This window comes from Spirosoma harenae (assembly GCF_054776975.1).
Map to the genome: position 1 here is coordinate 394,042 of NZ_BAAHBD010000006.1, position 16,677 is coordinate 410,718.

General features: G+C 47.8%; 6 protein-coding genes. 5 read left to right on the plus strand and 1 reads right to left on the minus strand.

Features of this window, described 5'->3' with window-relative positions:
* The first annotated feature begins 54 nt into the window (after positions 1 to 54).
* Genes ACYVE4_RS05400 through ACYVE4_RS05410 form a run of 3 tightly spaced genes read left to right on the plus strand, consistent with a single transcriptional unit; the run spans position 55 to position 8,287 of the window.
* A complete protein-coding gene (locus ACYVE4_RS05400) occupies positions 55 to 4,482 on the plus strand; it encodes a CusA/CzcA family heavy metal efflux RND transporter (protein WP_460995949.1) in 4,428 nt (1,475 codons plus the stop codon).
* 13 nt (positions 4,483 to 4,495) lie between these two features.
* On the plus strand, positions 4,496 to 5,716 hold the full coding sequence (locus ACYVE4_RS05405) for an efflux RND transporter periplasmic adaptor subunit (RefSeq protein ID WP_460995950.1): 1,221 nt from the start codon (positions 4,496 to 4,498) through the stop codon (positions 5,714 to 5,716).
* 51 nt (positions 5,717 to 5,767) lie between these two features.
* Positions 5,768 to 8,287 carry a heavy metal translocating P-type ATPase gene (locus ACYVE4_RS05410; RefSeq protein ID WP_460995951.1) on the plus strand — a complete coding sequence of 840 codons (2,520 nt, stop codon included), beginning with the start codon at positions 5,768 to 5,770 and terminating at the stop codon, positions 8,285 to 8,287.
* Between the two features lie 14 nt (positions 8,288 to 8,301).
* On the opposite strand, the gene ACYVE4_RS05415 is transcribed toward ACYVE4_RS05410, so the two are convergent.
* Entirely contained in the window at positions 8,302 to 13,686 is a 5,385-nt protein-coding gene (locus ACYVE4_RS05415) for a fibronectin type III domain-containing protein (RefSeq protein ID WP_460995952.1), read from the minus strand.
* Between the two features lie 238 nt (positions 13,687 to 13,924).
* Between ACYVE4_RS05415 and ACYVE4_RS05420 the strand changes: the two genes are divergently transcribed.
* Together ACYVE4_RS05420 and ACYVE4_RS05425 are read left to right on the plus strand one after the other, a co-directional pair.
* Entirely contained in the window at positions 13,925 to 14,638 is a 714-nt protein-coding gene (locus ACYVE4_RS05420) for a gluconate 2-dehydrogenase subunit 3 family protein (protein ID WP_460995953.1), read from the plus strand.
* Between the two features lie 95 nt (positions 14,639 to 14,733).
* Positions 14,734 to 16,452, plus strand: coding sequence for a GMC oxidoreductase (locus tag ACYVE4_RS05425; RefSeq protein WP_460995954.1), 1,719 nt, complete (start codon positions 14,734 to 14,736; stop codon positions 16,450 to 16,452).
* Positions 16,453 to 16,677: the final 225 nt, after the last annotated feature.

A 16,677-nucleotide genomic window follows, 5' to 3' on the forward strand; every position in this document is an offset into this window, starting at 1 on the left:
TGCAGTTGACTTGTGTATTGCATCCATTCATCACTCACTTGTTCAGATTCGACCATGCTGGATCGCATTATTCGTTTTTCTATTCAGAACAAACTGATTATCGCGCTATTGACACTTGCGTTAGTCGCTTGGGGCGGTTATTCGCTGACCCGTTTACCCATCGATGCCCTGCCCGACATTACCAATAATCAGGTTCAAATCATTACCCAAAGTCCCGCGCTGGCCGCTCCCGATGTGGAGCGTCTCATTAGTTTTCCCGTCGAGCAAACGATGGCTACATTGCCTGATTTGACCGAAATTCGATCAATGTCTCGTTTCGGTTTATCGGTCGTGACCATCGTATTTGATGATGACATAGACGTTTATTTCGCCCGTCAACAGGTTTTTGAGCGACTTCAGCAAGTGCGATCCCAGATTCCATCCAATGCCGGAGAACCTGAGTTAGCACCGGTTACAACAGGTTTGGGCGAGATTTATCAATACGTCATTCGAGCAAAACCCGGCTACGAAAAAAAATATTCGCCAATGGAATTGCGCTCAATCCAGGATTGGATTGTTCGGCGACAATTGCTGGGTACAAAAGGCGTCGCCGACGTCAGCAGTTTTGGCGGTTATCTGAAGCAGTATGAAGTAGCCGTTGATCCGCAACGACTCCGGGCTGCAAACGTAACGATGGATGATGTGTTTACCGCCCTACAACGCAATAATCAAAATGCGGGTGGCGCTTACATCGACCGACGCCCAAACGCCTATTTCATCCGTTCCGAAGGGTTAATAGGTTCCCTGACCGATATCGGTAAAATTGTCGTCCGCCGTACGGATGAAGGTATTCCCATACAAATCCGTGACGTTGCGCAAGTCGGACTGGGCAATGCTGTTCGCTACGGAGCCATGACCCGAAATGGCGAAGGCGAAGTGGTTGGGGCTATTGTTATGATGCTCAAAGGAGCCAACTCTTCCGAAGTGATTGGTAACGTTAAGCAGCGCATTGAACAGATCAGAAAGTCGCTACCAGAAGGTGTAGAACTCCACGCGTTTCTGGATCGAACCAAACTGGTCGAACGCGCTATCGGTACTGTCGAACGCAACCTGATTGAAGGAGCCCTGATCGTCGTCTTCGTTTTAGTATTGCTACTCGGTAACTGGCGTGCTGGATTAGTCGTAGCGTCTGTAATTCCGCTATCGATGTTGTTTGCGGTTTCGCTAATGAATCTCTTTGGTGTATCGGGTAATCTCATGAGCCTCGGCGCCATCGACTTCGGCCTTATCGTAGATGGAGCCGTAATCATCGTCGAAGCCACGTTGCATCATTTGCAAAGGCGAATGAGCGATTTCAGGGACTCTGCTCCAGACTTTCGCTCTTTAACCCAGTCCGAAATGGACCAGGAAGTTTTCGAATCAGCGAGTCGGATACGGTCTTCGGCGGCATTTGGGGAGCTTATTATTTTGATTGTGTATCTGCCAATTCTGGCGTTGGTGGGTATTGAAGGAAAGATGTTTCGGCCGATGGCACAGACGGTCGTTTTTGCGATTGCCGGCGCATTTATTCTGTCGCTAACGTATGTACCAATGATCTCGGCACTTCTACTGAGTAAAAAAATCAAATCCCATACAAAGCCAACGATTTCAGACCGAATCATGACCTTTTTCCATCGCATTTACGATCCAATTATTCGCTGGACGCTGAACCATCGAGGGTTAGTTGTTGGCTTATCGATTGGCCTGTTTGTATTTACGCTTTTTGTATTCAGCCGATTAGGTGGTGAGTTTATTCCTCAACTCGACGAGGGTGATTTTGCGGTCGAAACGCGCGTGATGACGGGTTCTTCGCTCTCGCAATCTATTAATGGAGTCACTCAGGGCGAACGTGTCCTGAAGGAGGCTTTTCCCGAAGTAATTGAAGTAGTCGGCAAAACAGGAGCCAGCGAAATTCCCACCGATCCAATGCCACTTGAAGCTTCTGATATGATGGTTATTCTGAAAGAGCGGGACGAGTGGACATCAGCAGAAAGTCAGGAGGAATTAATCGAGAAAATGCAGGCTAAACTGAGTCAGATACCAGGTGTGAGTTTCGGCTTTCAACAACCTATTCAAATGCGTTTCAGCGAGTTAATGACGGGCGTTAAGCAAGATGTAGCGATAAAGCTTTATGGTGAAGACCTAAATGTATTATCTGAATTTGCTCCCCGTATCGGAAAAGTAGTGAGTTCGGTGAACGGAGCGCAGGATTTGTACGTGGAACAGGTTTCGGGGCTTCCGCAAATCGTTGTTCGTTTTGACCGGGATGCGCTGGCTCGTTTTAGTTTATCGATCGAAGAAGCGAATCGGTATTTAGAAGCCGCTTTTGCCGGAGCTTCGGCGGGTTTAGTCCACGAAGGCGAACGACGATATGAACTGGTTGTCCGACTGCAATCAGAAAGTCGGCAGCGGCTCGAAGATGTCCAGAATTTATTGATCACCAGCGCGGGTGGACAGACTATTCCACTGAGTCAGATTGCGGATGTTTCGTTTCAGAACAGTACCAATCAGATTCAGCGCGAAAATGCCCAACGACGCATTACGGTTGCGTTTAATGTGCGCGGGCGGGATGTTGAAAGTGTAGTAAAGGAGTTACAGCAAAAACTAAATGAACAGATCAAGCTACCCGCAGGCTATTATATGACTTACGGCGGTCAATTTCAGAATTTGGAAGAAGCCAAAGATCGACTCAGCATTGCCGTTCCGGTAGCGCTGGGGCTAATTTTCGCGCTATTATTTTTTACGTTCGGTTCCGTACGGCAAAGTCTCCTGATTTTTTCAGCGATTCCTTTGGCGGCCATCGGCGGTGTTTTTGCGCTCTGGCTACGTGGCATGCCATTCAGTATTTCGGCAGGTGTGGGTTTCATTGCGCTGTTTGGCGTAGCTGTTCTAAACGGAATCGTGCTCATTGGGGAGTTTAACTACTTAAAAGCCAGCGGCCAGACTGATCTACGAACGATTATTCTGGAAGGAACCGCCACCCGACTTCGTCCGGTCATGATGACGGCTCTTGTAGCATCCCTGGGTTTTCTGCCGATGGCTCTAGCGCAAACGGCGGGGGCCGAAGTACAACGCCCGTTGGCAACCGTGGTGATTGGAGGGCTGGTTTCGGCTACATTGCTTACCTTACTGGTACTACCCTGTTTGTATTGGTGGGAACAAACCCGTTTTGGTGCAAAAAAAACGACGTTAGCAAGTACTCAGGTTAGCTATATAGCGGCCTGTCTTTTGGTTATCAGCTTATTGTTTGGAGGATCAACAACGGTTCAGGCACAAACGTCTGTAACAACAACAGGGCCACTTACGTTAGACGCGGCTCTGACACAAGCGCTGTCTGCAAACGGATCAAGTCGGGTGAGTAGCCTCAATACAGCCATTCAACAGACCAATCGGCGAACAGCTCGAGAGATTGGCCGAACGGATGTATCGTGGCTGGGGGGGCAGTATAATTCGATTATGTGGGATAATAATTTCACGATTACCCAGAGTATTCCCAATGGCAAACTGATTCGGGGATTGGAAAAACTGGCCGATGCGTCGATTCAGGGAAGCCAGTTACAAGCCCGATTTATTCAAACCGAGTTACGAACACGCGTAAAAAGTACGTACCTCGAATTAACGTATCTCTCCGAACGATTGAAGCTGCTGATTTCGCAGGACAGTTTACTCGGAACGTTTCGCCGGGCAACCGAAGTACGACTACGCACGGGTGAGGGCACCGCGCTGGAAGTAGCCACGGCCGACAATCTGCTGGGCGACGTTCGGAATCAACGCGCGCAAACGGTCGCTGACCGGGAGATTGCGATTAGTACGCTGCAAACACTCCTGAATACCAGTACCACCTTAACCTTGCCCGATGGTCCGCTTCCACGCCGAGCAATACCTACGCTATCTGATTCAGCACTGGCCCAAAACCCAACGTTAGCCTTGCTTCGTCAACAGATAACAATTGCCGAAGGACAGATCGCCGTGGAACAGGCGCGGTTACGACCTGATTATTCGGTAGGCTATTTCAACCAATCGCTTATCGGAACCCAGAGCGTCGATGGCCAGGATCGGTATTTCAATGGTGGCAAACGATTTCAGGGCGTACAGGTTGGTATCGGAATTCCCATTTTCCAGAAAGCCCAGCGCGCCCGCATCGAATCGGCCCGATTAGGCCAGCAAGCTGCCGAAGCTGCGTTTACTTATAACCAACGAAACCTACAAGGCGAACTCGCAGCCGCTGTGCAGCAAATCCGAAAACAGCAGGCCAGCTTAACGTACTACGAACAAACAGGATTACCCGTTGCGCAACGGTTGGCGGAAGGTGCCGAAAAAGCGTTCCGAGCAGGAGAAGCCAATTATCTGGAATATGCCCAGGCCTTGACCCGCTCTTACCAGACACGCACCAATTATCTGGATACCATCAATCAATACAATCAGGCCGTAGTTGCGCTTGAGCAATTGCTAGGACTGCCTTAATCCACCATAAACGATGCTCAAATTTTTTAAATTATCTCACCTAATCCTTTTACTAGGACTGCTTAGCAGTACGCTTGCCTGCAAGAAACAGGAGGCCGAACAAAAAGGTGACGATCATACCCATGAACACAAACAAACGGATCTAGTCGAGCTATCTGATGATCAGCTTCGGATTGCTTCGATTCAATTGGGCAGTGTATCCTACCGGAATTTAAGTCATTCGGTTCAACTCAACGGGCGACTGGCTGTACCGGCCCAAAGTCAGGTGATCATCACGGCTCTACAAGGAGGCTTTATTCGGGCCATTCCCCTCCTACCCGGTCAGCCAGTGCATCAAGGGCAGGTCTTGGCCCGAATCGAAAATCCTGAACTGGTTCAATTGCAGCAGGAATACGCAGAAAGCCACAGTCGTCTGACGTATCTGGAAGCGGAACAGGTGCGCCAGCAAGAACTTAGTCGCGAGAATGTGAGTGCGTTGAAAGTACTTCAGCAAACAACATCCGAATTGAAAGCGACGCAGGCTCGCGTAACGGGTTTGAATCAACGAATTCGGCTGGTCGGCTTATCGCCAAAGGCTGCACTGGAAGGTAAATACAGTGCCTCGTATGTCATCACAGCTCCTCAGTCGGGAGTTGTAACAGATGTACTGGCATCGACGGGTCAATACGTGCAACCAGCAGATATGATCGCCAAATTGACCAGCAATCAAGGTTTATATGCAGAACTGACGGTATTCGAAAAGGATTTACCCATGATTCGGGAAGGTCAGCAGGTTAGTTTATTGCTAAACAACGAAGGTGGCCGTGAGCGATCGGGGCGAATTAATTATATCAACCGCGCTATCGACACCGACCGTTCTGTCCGTGTGGTAGCAAAAATTGATAAGCCTGATGCACAATTGACACCGAATACCTTTCTGAAAGCTAAGCTAAACCTGGGCAACAGCCGGGTTACGGCACTACCCGAAGAGGCCATCGTATCAGCAGAAGGTAAGGAGTACATCTTCATCGTGACCACTGAAAAAGCGCCTGAACACCATGAACATGAAGAAGCGCATACTACGGTTTTCAAACAGATACTGGTACGCCGGGGCGTTACTGAAAACGGGTACTCGCAGGTAACGCTTCCGGGTAACATCGATTGGCAAAAGACGCAGGTTGCGGTGAAAGGCGCCTACGAAATTCTATCGCAGCTCAAAGCGGCAGGGGGCGAAGAAGACGAACATGGACATTGATAAAAAACCAAACTCAACCACCTTTATTTCTGTTAGTTAATCAACAACGTAATGGAAAAACTACAGATAGATTTACCCGTATTGCTACCAGATTTACCAGACGAAAAAGACCAGTGCGTTCGTCGGTTGATCGATCTATTGGCGGAGCGAACCGGCATTGATAAAGTCCATATCCGATCCGATTCTTCGGATGGATCTACTGCGGATCATACCGCTCAGCTTTGTATTCACTACGATCCGCAGCTAATATCGCTCAATCGGGTTCAAACGCTGGCGCAACAAGCTGGCGCCGAAATCACGCATCGGTATGGGCATTTTGTGGGTTACTTATCGGGTATTCGGCACGCCCGCCATGCGCGAATCGTTGCAGAAAAAATTCGTCACTGGCAAGGTGTACTGGAAGCTTCCGTGTCTGCTTCGGGTGCGGTTCACCTGGAATTTGACCAGCAAAAAACCAGTCTTTCAACACTCTTACAGCATCTCAAGCAAAACGATACACCCGCCGAAACGTCACAAAATAGCACGACTATCAATCACGGGCATGATCATAGCCATGAAGGGCATACACACGATCATGCAGAACCGCATACGCACTCGCATAACGAACAGGCAGGTCATTCGCATGGCGACGGGCACAATCACGGCGGCATCTTCGGACCAAACACAGAACTGATTTTTGCGATTCTGTGCGCTATAAGTCTGGGTATTGGCTTTGGACTTTCCTATGTAACAGGCTTACCAAATTGGCTAAGTTTAGCACTCTACGGACTAGCCTATTTTTTCGGGGGATTTTTTACGGCCAAAGAAGCCATTGAAACCATTCGTCGCGGACAATTCGAGATCGATTTTCTGATGCTCGTGGCTGCGGCTGGCGCAGGATTTCTGGGAGAATGGGCCGAAGGTGCCTTATTGCTGGCCTTATTCAGCATTGGTCATGCGCTTGAACATTACGCAATGGGACGAGCCCGCAAATCCATTGCGGCCCTAGCTGACCTCAGCGCTAAAACGGCCACCGTCCGACGAAATGGCACGACGCAGGAGGTAGCCGTCGATGAGTTACAGATTGGCGAAGTCATCATTGTAAAACCCAATAGTAAAATCGCTGCTGATGGTATTGTAATTAAAGGAGGTGGGCCCGTTAATCAGGCTCCCATCACGGGCGAAAGCGTACCTGTTGACAAGGTTGCCATTGCTAATCCCGATACTGATGTTTCGACGACTAAAGCTGAAAACCGAGTCTTTGCGGGGACGATCAATAGCACAAATGTTCTCGAAATTAAGGTAACTAAAGCCGCTAATAATTCAACGCTGGCACGACTTATAAAACTGGTTAACGAAGCGGAATCGCAGCAGTCGCCGACACAGCAGTTTACGGATCGGTTTGAGAAATGGTTTGTTCCGGCTGTACTTATTCTGGTTGTTAGTTTGTGTTTCGCCTTTCTGGTGATCAATGAACCTTTTTCGGCCAGTTTTTACCGGGCTATGGCCGTTTTAGTGGCGGCAAGCCCCTGCGCCTTAGCAATTTCTACCCCGTCGGCCGTTTTAAGTGGTGTTGCCCGAGCCGCCCGCGACGGTGTATTAATCAAAGGTGGGCGACCGCTGGAAGATTTGGGCGAACTGACAGCAGTGGCTTTTGACAAAACCGGCACACTTACAGAAGGAAAGCCTACGCTGAATCAGATTACCACACTTAATGGCACTGAAAACGAATTACTAACCGTAGCCGTAGCCGTTGAAAAATTGAGCGATCATCCACTGGCAACCGCTATTGTAAAAGGAGCCACCGAGAAATTAGGCAAGGAATCTATTCCCGAAGCCAAGAATTTGAAAGCGCTGACGGGCCGGGGGGTTCAAGCTGAAGTTGCGAACAAACCCGTTTTTATCGGCAATAAAGCCCTTTTTGAGGAACAGAAAACACTCACAGACGCTGTACGATCGAAAGTAGATGAACTGGAAGCAACCGGATATACGGCTATGATTGTCCGTCAAGACGATACATTTCTGGGTATTCTGGGCGTAATGGATACACCCCGCTCCGAAGCGAAAGCAACACTCCAAGCTCTGAAAGAGTTAGGCATCCGCCGTATGATTATGCTAACGGGCGATAATCAGCGAGTTGCTGACAGCATTGCCAAACAAGTTGGTCTGACCGATGCTTTTGGCGATCTGCTTCCCGAAGCCAAAGTCCAGTCGGTGCAGCAATTGCGACAACAGGAGGGCAAAGTAGCCATGGTGGGCGATGGCGTTAACGATGCGCCAGCGATGGCGAAAAGTACGGTTGGTATCGCCATGGGAGCCGCCGGTTCCGACGTCGCGCTGGAAACCGCCGATATTGCGCTCATGGGCGATCAACTGGAGAAACTTCCGTTCGCTATCGGCCTAAGCCGTGCCGCTCGACGAATTATCCGTCAGAATCTTTTCATCAGTTTGGGCATGGTCATACTCTTGATTCCACTGACTATTCTTGGTGTCGCCCGTATTGGCCCCGCTGTCATTGCTCATGAAGGCTCAACTCTTGTCGTAGTTTTCAACGCCTTACGATTGTTGGCATTTCGCTCGAAAAAGGCTTAAGCAAAGTATACTCTTTATTGGTTGATCTGTATGGTTGCACCTGGCCCAACGTTCAATTGAGCACTTGCTTGATAGGAAATAATCAATGCCTTCGCAGCAAAGCCGTTCGGGACGCTCAAAACATGGTTCAATTGAACCTGATCCCCCGCAGTCGGCACTCGGTTACAGGACCACACAGTCGGATCATCCCATGATCCATTGCGTAGCGTATACATTCCCGACGGGCAATCGTTGTCCGTTTTGAACGAAGCCGTTATCTGATAAGTCGTTTCGTCTTCGCTACATTGGCTCGCGACCTGCCATTCGTAACTAGTGTTGTTTGTTAATCCGGTCAGCGAGTAGCTGGTTGTTGCAATGGCTGGTATGGTATTCCAGATTGTTGTACCAACTCTGCGCCATCGAATGGTATAGTCAACGCCTTCCCCGGAATCATTCCATTTCAATACAGCCGATGTGGTTGTCAAATTCTCCGTCTTCAGAGTAATCGGTGAGTTGCATTGTGTATGGAAAATCTGCGATAAACTATAATCGGGCTGGCAGGGTGTGCGCAACTGCCACTCATAATCTGTATCGGTAGTAAGGCCCGTCAAAATGTAGGGGGCAGTAAGATTTCCAGCCACAACTGCCCAATTAATATCACCAACGGCCCGCCAGCGTAAGTCGTAAATAGCTGATGCATCAGTCACCCAATTTAATCGAGCGCTGCTAGACCTTACATCAGTTGTCATCGACTCAGTGGTATAATAACAGTTGGTCGAAAAAGTAGGGCCAACCGTAAAAGGCCCGTCGACAGCCGCTATACAAGCCGCCCGAACCTGGTATTCATAAGTAATGCCTGGCGTTAGCCCTGTTAATTTATAAGGTGGTGTTACCGCAGAAATAGTATTCCAGGTTGTACTGCCTTCTGCCCGCCATTGAAACTGGAAATCTGGACCACTACCTTCCCAATACAGTTGGACCCAGTCAGATCCTTTTGTAGCGTAAATACTAAAAGACGCAGCGGAAATACACCGGGTTTTGAACTGCAATGGACTCGCATAGGCAGTAAGTGTATTCCCCTCGCAATTCGTCGCGACGGCCCATTCATAGGTGGTATTATCAGTCAGGTTAGCTAATACATACGTACTGGAAGACAGCCCAGTCAAGGTCGTCCAATCATTTGCCCCTACCACCCGGTATTTAAGCGAATACAGCGAGCTAGTGTTATTCCAGATTAATTGAGCTGAATGGGTATTCACATTTGCCGTATACGTCAGGCCAGGCATAGGACAAATCGTTCGGAATACGACTGGATAACTTGCATTTGACTCACTTGCTGAGCACTGAGTTAGCAAACGCCATTCATAAAGTGTACCCGTACTTAAGCCGGTTAGTGAATAGGAATTTCCGGTTACACCAGCCGCTACATTCCACGCGGTTGCACCAGCAACCCGCCATTGTACCGATACCGGTAGTTTGTTACTGTTCCAGGTTAGTCGGGCGGAAGTAGATCTTATATCCGCGGTATAAAGACCAAGATAAGGTTGGGCACAGGAAGTTGTAAAACCTGTCGTTGACTGATACGTTGTTCCATTTTCATGAACATAACTGAGTCGAACTTCATAAGTTGTATTATTGAGCAAACCGGTCAATAAGTAGCGCTTTGCAGCCAGAGGTCCGGTCGTATTCCAATTCCCATTCTGAACCCTCCATTGAAGCATATAGTTGCTTCTATCTGGCCCACTTATCCAGTTTAGACGGGCAAAATCAGCGGCTACACTATCAGCAGATAATGACGTAAACATATACGGAGCTTGCGTCCCGAATAAATTAGATGGCATTGTATAGAGTTCTTTTCTATCGACTGAGCAAACGCCCTGCAGCCGAAATTCATAGGCCATATTCTCCGTTAATCCTGTTAGTGAATAGGTTGATCCAGTCAGTCCTTCTACTGTATTCCAGGCGGAGCCAGAATTATACGGCTGCCATTGCAGATTGACGAATAGATTATCGGCCTGTTTGGTCCAGACAATTTTAACCGACTCTGCTTTTATAGCTTCAACATGTGGGTTAGTGGGGTTAGGACATTGCGTTGTAAATGTGCTGCTGGGCGAAAAAGGACTTACAGGATCGCAATCCGCTCGAACCCGCCATTCATAGGTCGTATTATCAAGTAGTCTGGTGATGGTTGTACTTGTCGATGTCAATCCAGTCAAGGATGTCCATTCTACAATTCCATTGACGCGATACTGAACTGTATAGATTGTCTCTGGTGAAAAGTTCGTGCCTTCCCAACGTACCTGAGCACTATTATTACCTACCCCGTTTACGTATACATATTGAACACTGGCACAAGCTGTCTGAAAGGCTTGAACAGGAGAAAAATTCGACAAATAATCCCCACCACAATTTGAAGCCACTCGCCATTCGTAGGCTGTATTAGTTGTGAGCCCCGTCAGTAGATACGTGTTTTCTGAATTAGTGTAAGGTATTGATATCGTTGTCCAACCTGCTGCTCCTACAACTCTCCATTGAAGGGCAAAGGATTGTGATTGCATCGTGTTTACATATGCGCTCCATCTTAGGCGTGCCGATGTAGTGCCGGCCTGTGAGTTGAAGCTATTAAAGCTGGGCACAGGACAGGTTACCTGAAACGAATAGATCGCTGAAAAATCAGAACTTGTTTCCTGTGAGCAACTCGCTCTGACGCGCCACTCATAACTACTCCCGGAAATTAGTCCTGTTAGCGAATAGTTATCACTACTAATTCCCGTCAACGTTGTCCAGTCTAAGGTTCCTGTCAAACGATATTGCACGTCATACGATCGTATTTCGGTCGAAATAGTCGGACTTGGTTGGTTAAAATATATCCAAAATAGCTTTACCGAAGTAGGCGATAAAGCCTGAGCAACACCCACATTTGGAATAATACAGGGTAAATCGAATGTAAAAGGGTTAGAGAAATCGCTCGCAATTTCGCTCGAACATACTTGTCGAACACGAAACGCATAACTACTTCCAGCATCAAGATTTGTCAGTAAATAACTGGTATTGGTTAATCCGTTGATGGTGTTCCAGTTCTGACTTCCGACTTTGCGCCATTGAAGGTCACAAATTGTTGACAACCCACCTGTAGACCATCCCACCATTAATGACGTGTTTGTTTGCTGAAGACTATATAGACTTTGAGGGACAGGACAAGTAGTTGCAAATGTCGGCCCATTAACAAAATCCAGATAAATGGAAGGGCTACAAATGGCTCGAATTCGCCATTCGTAGGTTTTTCCGGGCGACAGATTGTAAAGTAAAAAACCCTTTTGGCTACTCCAGGTGCTTCCCCTAAAAGTAGGGTCCGTTTCATTTCCTTTGGGTTGCAGTATCGTCCAGTCTGGATTACCTACTTCCCGATACTGAATTTCATAGCGTTTCGTATTATTGGTATTTACCCATGACAATCTCACTGAATTGACATCTATACCTACGACTGCAAGAAGCCCTGGAAGCGAACCGCAGTCTGTTTGAAAGGTTTGTGTTACGCCAAAATCAGGTGTACTGCCAGAAGAACAAGTAGAACCCACACGCCACTCATACACTGTGTTGTAAGTAAGCCCGTTTAATGGATAAGAAGTGCTTGTTATATTCTCGGCTGACACCCAATCCGTAGTGCCAGCCTGACGATACTGCAACTTATAAGGTGGATAAGCCCCACCCCAACTTACTGTAGCTGATGTAGCTTCAATAGTAGATGAATAGAAAAAATATGGTTGCATACAGCTGAGCATAAACGACTGAATTTCTGAAAATTCAGATGCTAGCGTAGCCGAACAGACCATACGGACTCGCCATTCATAGGGCGTATTAGTTTGTAACCCAGTTAATGTGTATCGATCTCCTGTAAGATTGTGTATAGATGACCAATTAGGGGAATTGGCAAGCCGCCATTGCAATTCAGTCTTTACTCCAGGAGATGCCAGATTCCAGACTACATCGATACTCGTATTGGTTGCATTCTGATCTTGGAGATAGGAAGCTGTTCTGCAGGTTGATGTAGTTGACTGGCCTACAACAAAATCGGAATAATCAGTAGCAGAACATTGGCTCCGGACACGCCATTCATAAGTAGTTTCCGGTGATAATTCAGTTAGCGTATAAGATAAGGCTGAAATTCCCGGTACTATGGCCCAGTCTGTAGTACCGACCATTCGCCATTGTAACTCATACAAGCGATTATCCGTAGGGCTCCAGGATATGCGTATCGCTTTAGGTCCGAGAACACCTTCATATACGAAGGCAGGACCCAAACAGCGAGTCGTTAGCTGCTGTGCTGGTGTGTAGTCTGAAGCAACAGCAGGTGAACAAACCGTTCGGACGCGCCATTCATACGTTGTATTGTTAGCTAATCCCGTGAGTATAAATGGTGATCTGGCTCCCGGCACAGAGCTCCACTCAATTGCACCGACAGGTCGCCATTGCAGGTCACTGGTGGGAGACGTCCATTGTAACGTAGCTGTATTATACGTTACGGACGGATTGCTCAGGTTAGTTGGTAATGGGCAACTAGTCTGAAACACATTCATATCCGTAAACGCTGATTTTGAGGTTGCAGAACAAGCCGTTCTTACCTGCCATTCATAACTAGTCGAATTGGTTAAACCAGTCAGAATATACCCTGGCGAAGTGATACCCTCCACCACTGTCCAGGTAGAAGCTCCGGCTGGACGCCAGTTGAGATCAAAAACAAGATTGGGAAACGGACTGTCCCATTTCAACTCGGCTGCACTTGGATTAATTAATGTTGTTCGGGCATTGGTCGGGACTGAACAGTGCGTTTGGAAATTGGGGCCAGTCTTAAAATCGGACATAGCCGTACTGGAACATACTCTCCGAACTTTCCACTCAAATGAAGTATCTTCTGGTAATCCTGATAAATCCAGAAAATTATTAGTCAACTCACCAACCACAGTCCAGGTGGAAGTACCAACAGACCGCCATTGTAGTTCATACGTATCTCCAATGAATTGATCCCAAACTAGTCGGGCTGATTGATGCGTAATAATTGTCGCATCCGCATAATTGGGAGCTGCACACGTCGTCTGAAAAACAGTACCGTTTGTAAAACTGGATGTATCTCCAACAGCACAGATCGTTCGAACTCTCCATTCATAGGCTGTATTATTTGTGAGTCCTGTTAACGAAGAAGTATACGTAGTTGTGGGCGGATTTATCGTCCAGGTTGAGGTGCCAACTTGTCGCCACTGGGCTTCAACTGGCGAATTGCCAACACCATAATAAGACCACCATATTGTTGCTGACTGGTAGGTGATATTATAGACAAACGTATAGGCAGGATTTGAGCAGTCAGCATAAGCTAACTTGCTGAACAAAATCCAGCTAATAAGAAGAAGGTAACGAACAGGCATGGGAGGTGTAGGGGGACAAGCAGAAAGATACTTGTAGAGCAAAAACTTTACCAGTTTATTAACTTATCGGCTCATTCCGTTTTCGTTCTACATACCATCATTTCTAAGTAGGATTACCATTCTTTTGCTTCTTATAGCAAGCATACATAAGTCTACATTTGTAGCTTTACAGAAAGCGAATCAATCAGTATTCGATCCTTTACAGTTGAGCGTATTAAGCTGCTAATCAGAACATAACATGAACCGTAGAGAAGCCATTCTTCAGGTCGCCCTTACGATGGGCAGCGCCCTGTCTGCTCAGTCGATGGCGGCCATTGTGGAGGGATACCAACCCCATCGAACCGGCAAGGGAGCGCCTTCGTCGTTTGCCTTAAACGCCAATCAGCAAGCGTTGCTGGATGAGATCACGGAAGTCATTATGCCGACTACATCTACCCCCGGCGCAAAAGCAGCTAAAGTAGGTTCGACCATTCAGTTGATTCTGAAAGATTGCTACAAACCAGCTCAGCAGGAACACGTTCTGAAAGGATTGGATGCGGTAGAAGCCGAATGCCAAAAAGCGTATAGCAAATCGTTCACGGCATTGCCAATTGAGCAGAAAACAGCCATTTTGAAACAGTTTGAACAACTGGCCAAAACCGAAGCGCAGCAGAAACCAAAGCAGCAGGAGAAACTTGATAAGAATCCAGAGACAGCGCTGGGTGCGTTTGCCCCGGCGGGAAGCGATCAAACTCAGGCGAAACTGGTTGATGCCGAAACAGGAGTCGTGGTGAAAGATGAAAAGAAAAATGCTCCCCTTATTCCCTTCTTCAAACTGGTGAAAGAGTTGACTATTCTGGGCTATTTCAGTTCTGAAATTGGTTGCACGCAGGCACTCGAATACGTAAAAATTCCCGGTCGCTACGAAGGGGTCGTTAAACTTAAAGACGGCCAGAAAGCGTGGGCAACCTAACCTAGTGATGTTATCCAGTTATAGGGTTGTAAAGTTGGCTTACGCATCAAGAACTCTATAACCATACAACTTTACAACCCTGCAACTCCTTCAAAATGAACCTTAATCTTGACGCTAAAAAAGGGATGACTTACGACGCTATTGTCGTGGGTTCCGGTATATCGGGGGGCTGGGCCGCCAAAGAATTGACCCAAAAAGGCTTGAAAGTACTCATGCTCGAACGAGGGCCTGATCTGAAACACGTTACAGATTATCCGACCGCGATGAAAGACCCCTGGGAATTTCCGCACCGGGGTAAAATCGAGCTGTGGGCTGCCGAAGAATATTGGGCTAATGCCCGTTCGGGGGGCAAACCTGGCGAAGATCAACGGCACATGTTCACCAAAGATGTAGACGTTCCCTACATCGAAAAGCGTCCGTACGATTGGATTCGGGGTTATCACCTGGGAGGAAGATCCATTATGTGGGGCCGCCAGAGCTATCGACTCAATGAACGTGATTTCACCGCTAATATCGAAGATGGTCACGGTGCCGACTGGCCAATTCGCTATAAGGATATTGAACCCTGGTATTCATACGTCGAGAAATTTGTCGGCGTTTCCGGCAATAAGGACGGACTAGCCGTACTACCCGACGGGAATTTTGTGCCGCCCATGCAGATGAACAGCGTCGAACTGCTGGCGAAAGCGGGGATCGAAAAGAATTTCAAAAATCGGCATCTGGTTATTGGCCGCCCGGCCATCCTTTCGGTGGCACAAAAAATTCATACGGATGGTGGTCGTGCATCGTGTCAGTTTCGAAACTTGTGTGTGCGGGGCTGTCCGTTTGGCGCTTATTTCAGCACACAATCATCAACGTTGCCAGCCGCCATGAAAACCGGGCGATTAACGGTGATCACAGACAAAATTGCCTATCAGGTCATTTTCGATGAGCAGAAAAATAAGGCTGTAGGAGTGCGTGTCATCGACCAGAATTCGAAGCAAACGCAGGAGTATTATGCCAAAATCATTTTCCTGAATGCCTCAACCATGAACACGGCCTGGATTATGATGCAATCGACGTCGAAACGATTCCCCAATGGGCTTGGCAATGACTCCGATCAGCTAGGTCGTAATCTGATGGACCACCATCTGGGTGCAGGGGCGTCGGGTGAATATGACGGGTTACAGGATATGTATTATTACGGTCGGCGCGGCAACGGCATTTACATTCCCCGGTTTGCCAACTGGGGTGACGATAAGCGAAAAGATTTCGTGCGCGGTTTCGGCTATCAGGGGCGTGGTGCCCGACAAGATTGGGTAGCTGGCGCTTCCAAAGATGGGTTCGGACCAGAATTTAAAGATAGCCTTACGAAGCCCGGTCGCTGGGAGTTTAACATCGGTGGTTTCGGCGAAACTCTTCCCGATCCCAATAACCGCATGCGCCTTTCCGATAAGAAAGATAAATGGGGATTACCGATTATTGAGTTCGATGCAGGTTGGGGCGAAAATACGGTTGGGATGCGGAAAGCGATGGCGAATGATGCGGCTGAAATGCTCGAAGCCGCTGGCTTGAAAAACGTAAAAACGCGAAACGATACCGATAAAAATCAGGGTATTGGCATTCACGAAATGGGAGCGGCTCGTATGGGTCGCGATCCCAAAACATCGGTACTGAATGCCAATAATCAGGTCTGGGGAGCGAAGAATGTATTCGTTACGGATGGCGCGGCTATGGTGTCGTCGTCCTGCGTAAACCCATCGCTCACCTATATGGCCCTGACCGCCCGGGCAGCTGATTTTGCCGTACGCGAACTGAAACGGATGAATTTATAACACACCTAGAACGCTGATTTTTAGGCCACTAAAAACTCCGATAAGCTTCGCCCCGGACAGATATTGTAGGATTTTTACTATCGAACCTATTTAACCTTTTGAGAGTAAGTTCCAAATGAGTGATTTTGCCATTCTGACGCAGGAAGAATCTTAACGTTTCCTTGCTTGTGAGTTAGGACAGATTAAGATTCTTCCTGCGTCAGAATGACAAAATCAGTTCTTGAC

Bases quoted from the DNA above. Each gene is read 5' to 3' on its own strand.
- ACYVE4_RS05420 (WP_460995953.1), top strand. From the start codon at position 13,925: ATGAACCGTAGAGAAGCCATTCTTCAGGTCGCCCTTACGATGGGCAGC.
- ACYVE4_RS05410 (WP_460995951.1), top strand. From the start codon at position 5,768: ATGGAAAAACTACAGATAGATTTACCCGTATTGCTACCAGATTTACCA.
- ACYVE4_RS05415 (WP_460995952.1), bottom strand. From the start codon at position 13,686: ATGCCTGTTCGTTACCTTCTTCTTATTAGCTGGATTTTGTTCAGCAAG.
- ACYVE4_RS05405 (WP_460995950.1), top strand. From the start codon at position 4,496: ATGCTCAAATTTTTTAAATTATCTCACCTAATCCTTTTACTAGGACTG.
- ACYVE4_RS05400 (WP_460995949.1), top strand. From the start codon at position 55: ATGCTGGATCGCATTATTCGTTTTTCTATTCAGAACAAACTGATTATC.
- ACYVE4_RS05425 (WP_460995954.1), top strand. From the start codon at position 14,734: ATGAACCTTAATCTTGACGCTAAAAAAGGGATGACTTACGACGCTATT.